A 15,569-nucleotide genomic window follows, 5' to 3' on the forward strand; every position below is an offset into this window, starting at 1 on the left:
TCGAAGCGGTAGGAAAAACCTTACAAAGGCTTACAGACCGGCGGACTCGTACGAGTCGCTGATGTTTTTGACGCGCAGTTTGCGGCGGAGTGCGGCGAAGCCTTCCAGCGCGGTGCGGCCGAGGCGCGATTTGTACACGGGGCGGAGCGCCAGCCGGGCGGTTTCCGGCGGTTCCATGAAAAACGGCGCGTCGAGCGGCGTCACCATTCTGCCGGACGGGTACAGCCACTTGAGGTTGAGCTTCTGCCGTTGCGCATTCTTTGCAAGATGTTCCACCAGCGTGTGGATGCGTTCGAACTCCGCCTGGTCGCGCACGCCGTCTTCCGGCAGTTTGAGCAGAGGGATCACGCCCATTTTGGTCAGGTGGGTGAGTTGATCGCGCACCGCCGACAGGTCGCCATGACCGAAGCCGACCTCGATGAACACCGAGCCCGGCGTGAACACGCCCGTCGAGTATTCCAGCGCGCGTTGTTCTTTTTCGCGCGATTGACTGCCGCCGGTGAACGCGAACACCATGATGTCCACTCCGGCGGCGTACATGTGGTCGATGGTTGCCAGGTCGTCCGGCAGAAACCCGCGCAGGGCGACGAAGGTGCGGAAGTTTTTCTTGATGCTTTTCATCACCGGCGTCATGGCGTGCAGACAACGGTCTTCCTTCTCGCAGAACTCCAGGTTCAACTGCACGAGGTCGGCCACGCCTTCCTCGAACGCCGAGCGGATGAGGGCGATGATGTCGCGCTCCGGCATGTTCAGCTTTTCGGTTTGCGGGTCGGCGCGCAGGAACAGGTTCAGGCAGTAGCCGTCCATTTGAATGTTCGCCGCCACCGGTTTTTTTGCCGGGTCGGCCACCTGCAGAAACTGCGGCGGCGGGATGAGACGCACGCCGGCTTCGTTCGGCCCGTGGCTGAGCACGAAGCGGTCCTTCTCGATATGAAGTGTCGGGCTGTCCGCCCCTTCCGCCTGCACCGCCGCGCGCACGAAGAAATCCTCCGACAACAGGAACGCCAGCTCGTCGCGGCCGCGGTCTTTGTACATCGAGGCGGCGACGAGTTCGTCCTTGCGCACCGCTTCGGGCAGAACGACGCCGCGCCCCATCAAATCGAGTTTCAGTTTTCCAAGCGTGTTCATGATGCTCCCAGCCGGTCGAGCAGTTTCTGGTGGATGCCGTCGAAACCGCCCGACGACATCACCAGCACCACGTCGTTCGACGTGTGGTGTTGTGCGATATGGTCCACGATACCTGCCACCGTTTCAATATGCCAGGCCTCTTTACCGCGTGCTTTCAGGGCCTCGGCAACGGCGGCGGGGTTCAGGCGTTCCTCATTTTTTATTTTTTCGGGCGCAGGCACCGCCGCGATCACCGTCCTGTCCGCTTTCAGGAAGCTGTCGGGAAAGCGCGACTGAAACACGTTGCGTTTGGAAGTGGCCGAGCGCGGCTCGAACACCGCCCACAGCGTGCGCCTCGGCCACGCCTCTTTCACCGCCTCGATGGTGAGGTCGATCGCCGTCGGGTGGTGCGCGAAATCGTCGATCACCACCACGCCGTTTGCCTCGCCCACCACCTCCTGCCGCCGCTTGATGCCTTTGAAGAAGGGCAGGGCGGAGGCGATCTCTTCCACCGAAATGCCGGAGTTGTGCGCCACCGCCACCACCGCCGCGCCGTTCAGCACGTTGTGCCGGCCGATCATCGGCAGGGAGAAACGCGCGACGTAGCGCCCCCGGTGGTGCAGGTCGAATTCGCTGATGCCGTCATTGCATTGGAACGAGGCGATGTGCCAGTCCGCGTCCTTGCAGAAGCCATAGGTCTCCACCCGGCACCGCGCGCCCTTCAGCACGTCCGGGATGTTGCCGTCGGAACATTCCACCAGAAGGAAGCCCTCCGGGTCAACGGTTTCCACGAAACGGCGGAAGGCGTCCTTGATGTGGTCGAGGTCGCGGTAGATGTCCGCGTGGTCGAACTCGATGCCGGTCAATATTGCGCCGTGCGGGCGGTAGTGCAGGAACTTCGGTCCCTTGTCGAAGAACGCCGTGTCGTATTCGTCGCCTTCGGTGATGAAGAAGCCGCCCTCCGGCACCTGGTGATTGCTGTCGAAATTCTTGTGCCAGCCGCCGACCATGAAGCCGGGCTTGCGTCCCGCCGCCTCGAACACCCACGCGAGGAGCGCGGTGGTCGTCGTTTTGCCGTGCGTGCCCGTGACCACCAGCGACGTGCGCCCTTCCAGGAAAAACCGCGCCAAGGCCTGCGGGAAGGAGATGTACGGGATGCCCGCCTTCTGCACGGCGAGCACTTCCGCGTTGTCCTTCGAGACCGCGTTGCCTATGACGACGAGGTCGATATCGTTTGTGATGTTGTCCGCCTTGTAGCCGGGGCGGATTTCGATGCCCATCTGTTGCAGGAGCGTGCTCATCGGCGGGTAGATGTTGGCGTCGGAGCCTAAAACGCGGTGGCCCGCTTTTTTGAGCAGGCCCGCGAGCGAAGCCATGCCGGTGCCGCAGACGGCGATGAGGTAGATGGATTGGCGGGCGTCGGATTCGGATTTCATGGAAGCAGAAATTCTAGGCCCAACCCACCGTAAAGTCAAGAACGACTGTATTGGAAGGGGTTTGAATACAAACGGTTAAAGGCTGGAGCCACAGGGGGGAGGTGTGAGCCGCTAGCCGGATGGTGGCAACCCGATTTTCCTATAGCGAAAACAGGACTATAATTTGACAGGCAAATCACCATTCCCCCTTGTAAGGGGGGCCAGGGGGTTCTTCCTATGACTCGCCCTTTCTTGGTTTTGAGAGAGGGCGAATGATGAATAGGTAGGGATATGGAGCACCCTCACCCCGCCCTCTCCCATCAAGGGAGAGGGAGTATTAAAGGTTCCTTCTCCCCTGGTGGGAGAAGGCTAGGATGAGGGGGAATAATGTCTTTTTCCTGTTTGATGGATCAAACCATGAAACTCACCATTGTCTTGGAGCCTCAAGAAGAAGGTGGCTACGCCGTGTATGTTCCCTCCCTCCGTTACCCATGAGATTAAATATGAACCTGCCAAAACTTGAAGTTGATCTGAAAACAGGAAAAGAAAAATTCCATTCAAATGGCAAGATGCTACCTGCTGATCTTTTATCTTTTTGGCAATGGTCGAGTTCCAATTTGGTGGATAACAGAATGCGGGGAGTTCTTGCAGAGTATATTGTTGCGATGGACTTGGATTGCAGGGATAAGGTGAGGGTGGAATGGGAAGCGTATGATTTGATAACTGGCGAAGGAATTAAAATCGAAGTCAAATCCGCGGCGTATTTACAAAGCTGGAATCAAAATAAATTATCTCCCATTAAGTTTGGGATAGGAAAGGCTCATGGGTGGGATTCAACAAAGAATGACACTTCAAAAATTAAAGAGCGGGCTTCGGATTTTTATGTTTTTTGCCTTTTGGCCCATAAGGACAAAACGACTGTGGACCCTTTGAATTTAGAGCAATGGATTTTTTATGTTTTGCCCACCAGAATTTTGAATGAGAAAGTTCCTGATCAAAGGTGGATAGCCCTTAATAGCTTGAAGAAATTAAAACCTAAGATGGCAAGATTTGGAGAAATTGGAAAGATTATCAACGAATGGCCGGAGATGGGTTAGCCATTGTGCGATTGTGCGGTGATGCCCTTCACCCAAACAACTCCTTCATCTCGCTGATGTCGTCGATGAGCCAGTCGGGGTTTAAGGCTTCCATCTCTTCTCTCGTGGCGTGGCCGTAGGTGACGCCGCACACTTTCACTCCCGCAGACCGGGCGGTGGTGACATCCACCTCGCTGTCACCCACCATCAGCACGTCTTCCGGCTTCAATCCCGCCACCTGCATCACGTGACGCAGGCCCATCGGGTCCGGCTTCTTGTTCTCGAACGAATCCCCCCCGACAATGCTCTCGAAACGCTCGCGGCTGTTCAGCGCTTCCAGGATCTTCTCGATGAACCGTGCGGGTTTGTTAGACACTACGGCGAGTTTTTTGTCGGAGTAGTGGTTTATGATGTCGCGGCAGTGGGGAAAGAAATCGGTGTGGTCCATCAGGTGCTGTTCGTAATGTTTCATGAACAGCGAGACGGCGCGTTCGAGATCGCCGTCGCCCGCGCCGTTGAGCGCCTGCGTCATGAGGTGGCGCACGCCGCGGCCGACGTAGCCGAAGATGGTCTCCTGCGGCAGGGGGTCGCGTCCCATTTCCTGCAGGACGAGGTTGACCGAGTGCGCGATGTCGAGTTTGGTGTCAACGAGCGTGCCGTCGAAATCGAACGCGTAAAGTGAAAATGGGGTCATGAGGGAGGGGGCATTCCACCCCGCCAAAAGGCGGGGGGAGGGGGCGTCATTCTTTCTTTTCTTTTTCGATGTTACTGCTGTAGCGGTAGGCTTTGACGCGTTCGCCGCTGTCGAACAGCACAACCAGTTCTTTCGAGCAATCCTTGCCGAACGCGCTGTACCGGTCGTATTGATACGTCCACATCATCAGCCCATTTTGCAGGCCGGTGGAATGAGGTTCACCGAACCAGTCCTGGATCATGGCTTTGGTGGTGACGTTGTTGTGGATGTTTTCAACGTTGGCGGTGTCGAAGTCGCGGCCCACGGTGCCGCAGGCGGTCAGTCCAACCAGCATCACAAGTACAGCTAAAAGAGAAATGCGTCGTCGATCCATCGGGGCCTCCTCAAAATGGGTTGCCAGGCGGCGAAATGCCTGCAATACTTTGTAAACGGTCGCCTCGTATTTGGAGAAAGTCACGAGCAGTGTATCAAATTCCCACGAAAATGTATAATCCCCGCCGCGCGGGTTCCCGCAAGCGAGCAATCCTTCTGTTGTTTCTGGCCTTTATGGGGTTCGGGTGGGGATGCGCCTCGCAACCCGCCGTTGAAAAAAGCGGCCTTGAAGAAAATCACCCTCTGCACGCCTTGATTGAATCGGTTGTCGCGTCCCGGCAAAAAGAAGGAACGCTGACCACGCTTCCGGAAAAAGGTTACCTGCTGAAATCGATGGCGCAGGACGTTTATTTTTTTTCGAACGGCACCGACTGCACGCTGTTTGTCGTGTCGTCGGATGGGGTGGTGCTGATCGATCCACTGTTCGGCTCGGCGGAGCTCATAAAAAAAGCCATGCGTGAGGTGACCACGCTTCCGGTGACGGCGATCGTCTATTCCACCGACAGCCCGCGGCACATCGGCGACGCCGCCCGCTTTGGCACAAAGGCGACGGTCATCGCGCATGAGATCATCGCCGCCCGCCTGAAAAAACACAACCCCGCACAGGTGCCTCTGCCGCACATGAGTTTCGGCACCGATTACAAGCTGACGACGGAATCGATCACGCTGGAATTGCACCATATCGGCGGCGAGGACAACGGCGACACGCTGGTGCTGGTGCCCGACCGCAAGGTGGGGTTGTTGCCGGACCGGGCCATCCCGAACTGGGTGCCGCATCTGGAGAAGGGCGAGCACATTGAGCGCCGGGTGCTGGTTCTCGAGCGGTTGAACCAGATGGACTTCCTCGCCTACGTGCCGGGGCACGGCGACCGGCCCGGTTCGCCGGAGGACCTGAAACGGACGTTGAAATTTTATGAGGACGGTTACCGCGCGTTCCGTTTCGCCGTCCTGCGCGTGTTTGGCGAAGACGCCTGGCTGGGTACGTCGCTTCGCGTCGAGCCGGAGCGGCTCCGCGCAAAGCAGACCATACTGGCGCGCGAATGCTACCGTTTGCTGGCCATGCACTGGGGCGGGCGGTTGAAAGGATTCCACGAACTCGCACCCGCCCACTGCCATGCCTGGGTCGATAAACACATGCCCGAACCCGCCAAACCCGAATCCGGTACCGTACCGGAGGCGGGGGCACAGCCCTGACGGCGCACCCTCGAGCCGCCGCCGGTCATTCCGAATAGATATCCAGAATTTTTTCGATGTCCGTGTGCGAGTGCGCGGGCATACGCGCGCCGAAATGCGTGACCACCTGCGCCGCACAGTAGGAACCGATGATGGCGGACTCCTTGAGGCCGAGCCCCTGGTTGAGGCCGTACAGTGCGCCCGCGGCGTAGAGATCGCCCGCGCCGGTGGTGTCCACCGCCCTCACCGGGAACGCCTCGACGGCAAGAGTGTCGTCGCCGTCCTTGCCGACCCACGAGCCCTCCTTGCCGCGCGTCATGAAGACGGTCCCGGCAAGGTGTTTCAACTTGTCGAACGCTTTTTCATCGTCGTTCAGATCGGCCATGGCCCTGGCTTCGACGTTGTTGCAGAACAGGATGTCGGTTTTCCACCGGATGAAATCGAGCAGGTCTTCCTTGAAGGCGTTGGCGACGAACGCATCGCTTAAGGTGAAGGCGACGGGGATGCGGTTCCTGCGCGCGATGTCGGCCATCTTGATCGCCGCCGCGCGGGTTTCCTCGCCGGTCCACAGGTAGCCTTCGATGTAAACGGTTTTGGCGGACTTGACAATGGTTTCGTCCACGTTATCCGGGTGCAGTTCGCTGGAGATGCCGAGGTGGGTGAGCATGGTGCGTTCGCTGTCCGGCGTGACGAGGATGAGGCAGGTGCCGGTGCCCGTGTCCGCCGCATCCGGGCCCGGAAATCCCACACCGCAGGACTGCATGTCTTCCGTGTAGTGTTTGCCGTAGCGGTCGTCGGCGACGCGTCCGAGGTAATACGTATTCGCGCCGAGCACGCGCATGCCGTGCACTGTGTTGGCGGCCGATCCGCCGGAAGAGATTTTGTGCGCCGCCCCGTCGAACTCCTTCAACAGCTTGTTCTGGTCCTCCAGCGAGGTCAGGGTCATGCCGCCCTTGGTGAACGCGTGCTGTTGGATGAATTCGTCCCTGACGCGCACTTCAATGTCCACCAGCGCGTTGCCGATGCCAACCAGATCGTAGCTCATGTTCCTCCTAACGTTGTTATGGGATGCATTGTATTCCGGGTGAGGGTTTAAAACTACCGCATGCGGCGGCAGAGGTCAACCGGGCGGCGGAAAACGCGTTGTCCGGGCGCGCCGTATTGCGGTGGTGCCAATGAAAGATTGCAATGCCCGCGGGTCCTTTGTAAAATCTGAAGGTCATGCTGAATAAAATGATTAAAATCAATCAATTGTTGGTCATCTTTGCGGCGCTGGCGTGGGCGGCGGTGGCCGTCGCGCAACCTTTGGATGACGATCCCGCGGCAGAGCAGTTGTGGTCGGACGTCAAATCCGTCCTGCAACGCGACTGCAACGGCACGACGCGCATCGGGATGAAAGTCTATTCGCTGGAGCGCAAAACGACCCTGCTTGCCAAAAACAGCACCGTGCTGTTCACGCCTGCTTCGAACATGAAGATGATCACCTCTGCCATGGCGCTCAAGCGCGTCGGGCCGGATTACCGTTTCTTCACGCGGCTGTACACCAACGGCCGGATCGAAGGCGATACGCTGAAAGGCGATCTGTACATCAAAGGCTTCGGCGATCCGTGGCTGGTGACGGAGCAGATGTGGGTGCTGGTGAACGGACTGCGCAACCTGCCGATCACGAAGATCGAGGGCAACCTGATTGCCGACAACCATTTCTTTGAAGACCAGGAACGCGTGGCGACATGGGCGAACTACAGTGGTCCGGAGGCGTACCTCGCGCCGATGGGGGCGTTGTCGTTCAACTTCAACACCGTCACCGTTTACGTGGAACCCGCGCCCAACGCGGGCGAGCCGCCGGTTGTGGTGGTGGACCCGGCGACCGCGTACATCGAGGTGAACAACACGGCGCGCACGGTGGAGAACTGGCGCGATCATGAGCGGTTGATCGTCAACCGTCTTCCGCGCCGCGGGCATGATGAGATCATCGTCACCGGCACGTTGCCCAAAACCATGGCGCGCAAAAAATATTTCCTGAACGTCACCGATCCGCAATGGTACACCCTGCATGTGTTCCGCAAGTATCTTGAGCAGGCGGGTGTGTCGGTGGAAGGCGGCTTGGAACGCGGCCGCGTTCCAGTCGATGCCCGACTGCTGCATGAACACGAGTCGCCGCCTTTGGCCGACATCCTGCGCGGGCTCAACAAGTTCAGCAACAACTTCATCGCCGAGCAGATTTTGCGCACCCTGGCGGCGGATGTGTACGGCGCGCCGGGCACCACGGAAAACGGCGTGAAACTATTGAAGGCCTACATGCATCGCCTGGGGTTCGATGACGACCGCTACAACGTGGTGGACGGATCGGGCCTGTCGCGGCAGAACATGGTCTCGCCGGATCAGATCGTGGCGGTGCTGGAGGACGCGTACCGCGACCTCGCCATCTTTCCGGAGTTCATCGCCGCCCTGGGCGTGATGGGCATCGACGGCAGCGTGATCGATCGCATGAACGGCATCCGCGATGCGCAGAAAATCCGCGCGAAGACGGGGACATTGAACCACGTCAGTGCGTTGTCCGGATACTTTCAGTCGATGGACGGCGAACGCTTCGCGTTTTCGATTTTATTGAACGATTTGAACTGTTCGAACGGAAAGGCCATGAAGCTGGAAGACGATATTCTGGACCTGGCCCTGCGTTTTAAACGGAGTGATGTGGACGCAGAAGCGCCGTCGAACGAGAAGTTGGAGCCCCTACCGGTCAATCCTTGAAAACCTTCTGGTTTTCCTTCCTGTCCTCTTCCAGCAGTTTTTTCCAGTCCCGCTTGGTGCGCGGTGCGTTCTGAAAATCCTCGTAAATGTTTTTGGCGAGTTCCTTCCGGTCCACCCCTTCCGGAGCCACCTGAATGTCCAACTGCGCCAGCGCCATGTCAAAATCGCGGTCGAGCAATGAACCCGGGTCCATATCGTATTCCTGCAATGCCTGCTTGATCATGGCCGGTTCCGTGTTGAAGCGCCGCGCGACTTCGTTGATGTTGGACGGTTTGTAACCCTTGTCGCGGGTGATGCCCAAGTGGTATGCGCAGAACAGCTCGAACGGCTCGATGCCCGCAATCAGTTTTCCGGACGGAGCGGCCGCAGTGGCATCGCCGTTGCGCGGTGCGGACTGCGTGCGCACTTCGTCCTGCTGTGCCGGACGGGATTGGTTGCGGTCATTGCGCGGCCGGTTCTGGTTCTGATTGTCCTGCCGCGGGTTCGATCCCCGGTTTTTGTAACCGCCGCTTTGATTGGTGCGGTTTTTATGACGGCCGTTGCCGTTGTTCTGGGAATCGTTACGGCGTCCGTTGGATTGCTGGTTGGACCGGTTTGCCTGAGGTATGTGAGAGGTCAGGGTCTTCGAGTCCATCCACATTTCCGTGGCCTGCCGGTTGCGGGCAGGGCCTTGAGAACGCGGCCGATTGCCCTGATCGTTACTCCTGCCAGAACGGGCACGGTTTTTGTTCTGCCGGTTGGGTTGGTTCGTGGAATTGGAATTTCGCAAGATCTGATTTCCTTTACGAAAGGTTTTTAATCGGAACGACGGGTCTCTGTTGTTTAGGGGTTGTCGAACCGGGGTTGCATGCCTGTCCGCATCGTCTCGCCACGGGGAAGCGCTTCAATCCATCAGGACGGAAAGCTGATCCACCAGGTCGGCGAACTTGCCGAGGGCGGTTTCAATGGGTTTTGGTGAACCCATGTCCACCCCGGCGTTGCGGAGCAGATCGATCGGGTACGCGGAACCGCCGGACTTCAAAAAGCCCAGGTAGTCCGCCAGTTCGGCGTCGCCGCCGGAGGTCACCCGTTCGGCCAGTGCGTACGCGGCGGAAATGCCCGTCGCGTACTTGTACACATAAAAGCCGAAATAAAAATGCGGGATGCGGAAGCATTCCAGATCGAGGCACGGGTCCAGTGTGACCCCGTCGCCAAAGTAAACCGTCAGCAGTTCGTGGTACAGCTCCTTGAAGGTGTCCACGGTGAGCGGTTTCCCGGCTTCCGCCGCCGCGTAAATGCGGTGTTCGAATTCGGCAAACATGGTTTGCCGGTATAGCGTGCCGCGGAAATTGTCGATTTCCCGGCAGAGCAGGTAGATCTTCATCTCCCGGCTCAACTCGCGGCCGAGGTAGTAGCGCGTGAGGAGCGCTTCATTGAAGGTGGACGCCACCTCCGCCACGAAAATCGTGTAGTCCGCGTACAAAAACGGCTGGTTCTTCTTCGACAGGTACGTGTGCATCGAATGACCGGCCTCGTGCGCCAGCGTATAAACGCTGTTGATGTGGTCGCTTTGGTAGTTCATCAGGATGAACGGGTTCGAGTCGTAGCACCCGGATGAATACGCGCCACTGCGCTTGCCTTTGCTTTCGTACCGGTCCACCCAGCGCTCGTCCAGCAGGCCTCGCTTGAGGGTGCTGACGTAATCCTCACCGAGCGGTACGAGAGCCTGGGCGATGTCCTCCACCGCGTCCTCGTAACTCATCTCCCACTTGAAGTCGCGCACCAGCGGCACACTGCCGTCGTACACATGCAGTTCGTCGAGTTCCAGCACGCGCTTGCGCAGGTCGAAGTATTTGTACAGCGGCTTCAGGTTGTTGTGGACGGTGCCGATCAGGTTGTCGTACACCTCCACCGGAATGTTTTCCGAAAACAGAGCTTTCTCGCGAACCGAAGGAAACTTGCGCGCCTGCGCGAAAAAAATATCCTTCTTGATGCTTCCCGCAAGAAGCGCCGCGTACGTGTGCTGGTGCCCCTCGTAAGCCTTGTAAAACGTCTCGAACGTGTCCTTGCGCAATCGGCGGTCGTAATTTTGCAGAAGGCTTTGCAGATTGCCGTGCGTGATCGTGATCCTGCGCCCCTCAGCGTCTTCCACCGAGCCCAGTTGCAGATCGGCGTTGTCCAGCATGGTGAACGCCTTTTGCGGCGCCTGCGCCATCTCCGACGCCGAGGCCAGCAGGGCCTCTTCGGATTTCGGCAGTGTGTGCGGGCGGTAGCGCAGTTCCTTTTCGAGATGGAAGCGGAAGAACGCCAGCTCCGGATCGTCCAGGAATGCCTTCATCGTCTCTTCCGGAATCGCCATCAACTCCGGGCTGATGAAGCTGCGCGCCTGCTGGTAATGCGTGAGCAGTCGCGATACCCGCTCGTAGTTCGCCTGATTGCCGGGATGCGTCTTGTTCTCGTCACTTCGAAGATGCGCGTATGTGTACACCGCATCCAGCGTCTGTGAAAATTGCATATCGAACTTGAGACAACGCTTGAGCCGTGCGGGCGACTGACTCAGCGTGCCCTGGTAGGAAGCGTAAGTTTCCAGTTGGGATTCGAGCGAGAGGAAATCCGCTTCCCACGTTTCATTCGAGGAGTAGAGACCCTTCAGATCCCACTTCGCTTCTTCGGGAACTTGATCACGGGTCAACAGTTCACTGGTGGCATCCATGCGTGAGTCCGGCCACGAAACAAAATCAAGACGTCAGTACGATGTTGGGGATTGAATCAGGACGTCGCTTCAACAATCGTTTTTAAATGAACCTGCAATTTGGCCTGCTTTTCGGACAACTCTTCAAGCCTTTGCTGATCCTTTGCGATGACTTCGGGAGGCGCCTTGTCAACGAAGTTTGGGTTGGATAGTTTCTGCTTCAAGAATACCATGTCTTTGTCGATTTTTTTCAACTCTTTTTCGACCCGCTTTTTCTCTTCATCGAAATCCATCAATCCTTTCAGGGGAACATACAGCTCCAGACCCGTTAACACTGCGGATGCGGCGGACTTCGGCTTTTCGATATTGGGACCCAGAATCATTTCCGAAACCCGGCCTAAATCCCTGATATACCCCTGATTGTTCTGGAGCAGGTGTTCCTGTTCCGTATCGAAGGTCTTGATGTGCACGTCGAGCTGTTGCCCCGGATTGAAGTTCATCTCGCCGCGGATGTTGCGCACGCGGGTGATGACGTCCATCACCACCTGCAACTGTTTCTCCGCGTCTTCGTCGTTCAGCGCGGGGTCGGGCAACGGATACCGCGCGACCATGATGCTGACGCCTTCGCGCGGCAGTTTCTGCCAGATTTCTTCGGTGATGAACGGCATGATCGGGTGCAGGAGTTTCAGCGACGATTCCAGCACGTACAGCATGACGTTCTGCGTGGTGGCGCGTTCCGGCCCGGCACTGTTGAGGCGCGACTTGGACAGCTCGATGTACCAGTCGCAGTATTCGTTCCACAAAAATTTGTAGATGGCGTTGGCCGCGTCGTTGAAGCGGAACGCCTCCAGCGCCCCGTTCACCTCGGCGCAGGTTTTGTGCAGGCGGCTTAAAACCCAGCGGTCGGCGAGACTGCGGTCGGTGTGCTCCTGCAAATCGCAGGTGCCGGTGTAATCTTCCAGGTTCATGAACACGAAGCGCGAGGCGTTCCACAGCTTGTTGCAGAAATTGCGGTAGCCGTCGATGCGGTCCTCGGCGAGTTTGATGTCGCGCCCCTGTGCGGCGAAGGCCGTCAGCGTGAAGCGCAGGGCATCGGTGCCGTACTTGTCCATCATCACCAGCGGGTCGATGACGTTGCCCTTGGTCTTGCTCATCTTCTGGCCCTCGGCGTCGCGGATGAGGGCGTGGATGTACACGTATTCGAACGGGATGTCCTTCTGGAATTTGAGGCCCATCATGATCATGCGCGCCACCCAGAAGAACAGGATATCGAAGCCGGTGCAGAGCACCGTGGTCGGGTAAAACTTTTTCAGCGTCTCGGTCTTTTCCGGCCAGCCCAGCGTCGAAAACGGCCACAGGGCGGAGCTGAACCACGTGTCGAGCACGTCCGTCTCCTGCGTCAGTTTCTTGCCGCCGCAGTGCTTGCAGGCGCCTGGCGTTTCCCGCGCGACGGTGAATTCGCCGCAGTCGCCGCAGGTCCATGCCGGGATCTGGTGCCCCCACCAGATTTGGCGGCTGATGCACCAGTCGCGGATGCTCTCCATCCATTCGAAGTACGTGTTTTCCCAGAACTTGGGAACGATTTTGATCTGTTCACTGCGCACCGCTTCGATGGCGGGTTTGGCCAGCGGTTCGGTCTTCACAAACCATTGCTTGGAGAGGTACGGCTCAACCACCGTCTTGCAACGGTAGCAGTGGCCGACCGAGTGCGTGTGGTCCTCGATCTTCTCCAGCAGGTCGCGGTCCTTGAGTGCCTCGACCACGTTCTTCCTCGCCTCGAACCGGTCCTGACCTTCAAACGGTCCCGCCTCCTCGTTCATCGTGCCGTCGGGATGCAGGACGTTGATGGACGGCAGGTTATGACGGCGGCCCAGTTCGAAGTCGTTCGGGTCGTGCGCCGGGGTGACTTTCAGCGCGCCGGTGCCGAACTCGGTATCGACGTAGCTGTCCTCGATGATCGGCAATTCGCGGTTGAGGATGGGGAGCAGGAGGATCTTGCCGCCGCGCCCGGTGTGGCGTTCGTCTTCCGGGTTGATGGCCACCGCGGTGTCGCCCAGCATGGTCTCCGGCCGCGTGGTGGCGACGGTGACGTACCCGTCTCCATCCTGGAATGGATAGCGGATGTGGTACAGGTGGCCCTGTCTTTCCTGGTACTCGACTTCGAGGTCGGACAATGCGGTTTGACAGCGCGGACACCAGTTGATGATGTAGTCGCCCTTATAGATCAATCCGTCTTCATAGAGCGTGACGAACACCTCGCGCACGGCTTTGGACAGGCCCTCGTCCATGGTGAAGCGGTCGCGTTCCCAGTCCAGCGAACAACCCAGCCGCACCAGTTGTTTGTTGATGCTGCCGCCGGATTCGTCTTTCCATTTCCACACGCGCTCGATGAAGGCCTTCCGGCCAATGTCGTGGCGCGTCGTGCCTTCGGCGGCGAGTTGGCGCTCGACCACGTTTTGCGTGGCGATGCCGGCGTGGTCCGTGCCCGGTTGCCACAGGGTGTTTTTGCCCTGCATGCGTCGCCAGCGGGCGAGGATGTCCTGCAGGGTGTTGTTGAAGGCGTGGCCGATGTGCAGGGAGCCGGTGATGTTGGGCGGCGGGATGACCATGCAGAAGGTCTCGCCGTCCCTGGTCTCATCGGCATGCGCCAGGCGGTGTTCCGCCCAGTGGCGGAGCCATTTGTCCTCCACCTCCTGAGGCTGGTATTTCTTGTCGAGCTGAATCATAAAATGAAAAAAGGATGTCCGGTGTGTCCCGAAGTCATGACGGGGAATGAAAGTGTGCCACCGGGACCTCAAATCTCAAAGCAATTTTTTTATAAGGAGCGATGCGGCCAGGCCGCCGGACGGCGGGATGGAACCGGGTTTTCAATCATGAGGGTTCTGAATCAGAGGATTTCCGATTTCCGGATGCGCCCGATTTCTTCCTGGATCACTTCGCGGATGATGGCGGGAGCGACTTCTTCCACCACCTGCCGCACCGTATCGCGAATGGTGCCGGAGAGGCCGGCCATCTCCGCCCCCAGGGTGGAGCGGATGTGCTGGTGCACGATGTCCCGCAGGGGGTCGCCGTTCAGCCTGGGCACGGGAACAGGCTCCGTTTTCGTTGCGGTGGTGGCATTGCCGCCGTTGGAGGAAGGCGGCTCGTCGCCCATCATTGCCAGCGCTTCCTGGATCAGGTCCGGATGCGAACGGGTTTCCAACTGCGGTTGAGGGGATGCCGGCTCTTCGTCCTGCGCGCTGGGCGTGGCGGATTCGGTCAATTGGCGGAAAAACTGGTCCAACTCGTCCAGCGATTCCTGAAACACGGCGTGACGTTGCTCCCGTTCCTTTGCCAGAGCAGGGGCCTGGGAATCGGGCTCCATGGATTCCGCAGCCGTCTCCGGTTCTTCTTCGGCGGCAGGGGACGGCGGTGCCAGGTCTTCGGGTGAAAGCTCAATCCATTTCGGGCCGTTTCCGCCTTCCTCGTCGTCCACGGCCTCGATTTCGATTTCGTCTTCCGCTTCCACTTCAACGGCGGTTTCGGGATCGAAGCCTTCGATCTCATACTCCTCTGCATCCGCTTCGGCAACAGCCGGTTCCGTCGCGGTCTCGCTCCCCAGCAATCGCTTCACGATACGGATGATTTCGTCGGTCTTGAACGGTTTGGAGATGTGGCCGTCGGCTTCCGAGTCGGCGTACATGATCTCGTCGAGCTCTTCAAAGTCGCTGGTCAAAAGCAGAACGTGGATGTTCTGGAACTCGTCGCTGTTCTTGATTTTTTTGGACAGTTCGAAGCCGTTCATGCCGGGCAGATAGATATCGGCCATGACGAGATCGGGCTTGAAGTCGGAGAGGTAGTTGAACGCCTTGATGCCGTCGCTGATGCCCTCGACTTCCATGTCTTCGTTGTAGAAGGCCATGGCCACCAGTTTCTGGATGCTGATGCTGTCGTCGGCGACGAGGATTTTGAGTTTCATGTCTGCAACCTTTGAACCAAGGATTCAACAAAAACCCGCGGACCTCCGGGTATCGTGGGCGCAGGAGCCCGGGTTCCCGCCGCAAAATGCACTGATTCGATACCAGAAGTATAGCATAAGGAGTTGGAAACTATAACCGTATCGGCGGTTTCCGGAAAAACTGTAGCCTCGACAACGATTGAATTTACCGGAGTCAGCGGTAGCCGTCGATGTTCTGTTTTTTTGTTCCAGTATAAAGGAAGAGCGCACCTTCGCAATCGGTTTTGCGCGGACGCGAGCCTTGCAGACAGAAAAGATGAGTCACCGCGCCCAGCCCGGCGTGGCGGCGGGTTGGAGCGACGTGGGCCGAGCG

12 protein-coding genes are annotated in these 15,569 nt (G+C 58.4%); 3 read left to right on the top strand and 9 right to left on the bottom strand.

What is annotated here, in order from left to right; translation table 11 throughout:
- Positions 1-30: 30 nt before the first annotated feature.
- Together J2S31_RS03125 and mpl are read right to left on the bottom strand one after the other, a co-directional pair.
- The gene (locus J2S31_RS03125; protein ID WP_237097603.1) at positions 31-1,128 is read right to left on the bottom strand and encodes a hypothetical protein; all 1,098 of its coding nucleotides are present in this window, start codon (positions 1,126-1,128) and stop codon (positions 31-33) included.
- Positions 1,125-2,543: a UDP-N-acetylmuramate:L-alanyl-gamma-D-glutamyl-meso-diaminopimelate ligase gene (gene mpl, locus J2S31_RS03130; RefSeq protein ID WP_237097604.1), complete on the bottom strand. Its 1,419-nt coding sequence runs from the start codon at positions 2,541-2,543 to the stop codon at positions 1,125-1,127. The genes J2S31_RS03125 and mpl overlap by 4 nt, the downstream gene beginning before the upstream one ends.
- Positions 2,544-3,025: 482 nt before the next feature.
- Here mpl and J2S31_RS03135 point away from each other — a divergent pair, with 482 nt between their 5' ends.
- Positions 3,026-3,619: a hypothetical protein gene (locus J2S31_RS03135; protein ID WP_237097605.1), complete on the top strand. Its 594-nt coding sequence runs from the start codon at positions 3,026-3,028 to the stop codon at positions 3,617-3,619.
- A gap of 28 nt (positions 3,620-3,647) precedes the next feature.
- On the opposite strand, the gene J2S31_RS03140 is transcribed toward J2S31_RS03135, so the two are convergent.
- Positions 3,648-4,292 (bottom strand): HAD-IA family hydrolase, encoded by a 645-nt coding sequence (locus tag J2S31_RS03140; protein ID WP_237097606.1) that lies wholly within the window; start codon positions 4,290-4,292, stop codon positions 3,648-3,650.
- A gap of 46 nt (positions 4,293-4,338) precedes the next feature.
- The gene (locus tag J2S31_RS03145; RefSeq protein ID WP_237097607.1) at positions 4,339-4,665 is read right to left on the bottom strand and encodes a hypothetical protein; all 327 of its coding nucleotides are present in this window, start codon (positions 4,663-4,665) and stop codon (positions 4,339-4,341) included.
- A gap of 158 nt (positions 4,666-4,823) precedes the next feature.
- On the opposite strand from J2S31_RS03145, the gene J2S31_RS03150 reads away from it, so the two are divergent.
- Positions 4,824-5,858, top strand: a complete 1,035-nt coding sequence (locus J2S31_RS03150) for a hypothetical protein (protein WP_237097608.1) — start codon at positions 4,824-4,826, stop codon at positions 5,856-5,858.
- 25 nt (positions 5,859-5,883) lie between these two features.
- Here J2S31_RS03150 and J2S31_RS03155 read toward each other — a convergent pair whose 3' ends face one another.
- A complete protein-coding gene (locus tag J2S31_RS03155; RefSeq protein WP_237097609.1) occupies positions 5,884-6,882 on the bottom strand; it encodes an adenosine kinase in 999 nt (332 codons plus the stop codon).
- 176 nt (positions 6,883-7,058) lie between these two features.
- On the opposite strand from J2S31_RS03155, the gene dacB reads away from it, so the two are divergent.
- A complete protein-coding gene (dacB, locus tag J2S31_RS03160) occupies positions 7,059-8,588 on the top strand; it encodes a D-alanyl-D-alanine carboxypeptidase/D-alanyl-D-alanine endopeptidase (protein ID WP_237097610.1) in 1,530 nt (509 codons plus the stop codon).
- On the opposite strand, the gene J2S31_RS03165 is transcribed toward dacB, so the two are convergent.
- The 4 genes from J2S31_RS03165 to J2S31_RS03180 form a co-directional block, all read right to left on the bottom strand.
- Positions 8,578-9,222: a hypothetical protein gene (locus tag J2S31_RS03165; RefSeq protein WP_237097611.1), complete on the bottom strand. Its 645-nt coding sequence runs from the start codon at positions 9,220-9,222 to the stop codon at positions 8,578-8,580. The two genes, dacB and J2S31_RS03165, sit on opposite strands and share 11 nt — an antisense overlap.
- Before the next feature lie 249 nt (positions 9,223-9,471).
- Complete coding sequence (gene pepF / locus J2S31_RS03170) at positions 9,472-11,280, bottom strand: oligoendopeptidase F (protein ID WP_237097612.1); 1,809 nt, start codon at positions 11,278-11,280, stop codon at positions 9,472-9,474.
- Positions 11,281-11,336: 56 nt separating this feature from the next.
- Positions 11,337-13,985, bottom strand: coding sequence for a valine--tRNA ligase (locus J2S31_RS03175; RefSeq protein WP_237097613.1), 2,649 nt, complete (start codon positions 13,983-13,985; stop codon positions 11,337-11,339).
- A 161-nt stretch (positions 13,986-14,146) separates the two neighbouring features.
- The gene (locus J2S31_RS03180; protein WP_237097614.1) at positions 14,147-15,217 is read right to left on the bottom strand and encodes a response regulator; all 1,071 of its coding nucleotides are present in this window, start codon (positions 15,215-15,217) and stop codon (positions 14,147-14,149) included.
- Positions 15,218-15,569 lie beyond the last annotated feature (352 nt).

This window comes from Nitrospina gracilis Nb-211 (assembly GCF_021845525.1).
Classification (GTDB): Bacteria; Nitrospinota; Nitrospinia; order Nitrospinales; family Nitrospinaceae; genus Nitrospina; species Nitrospina gracilis_A.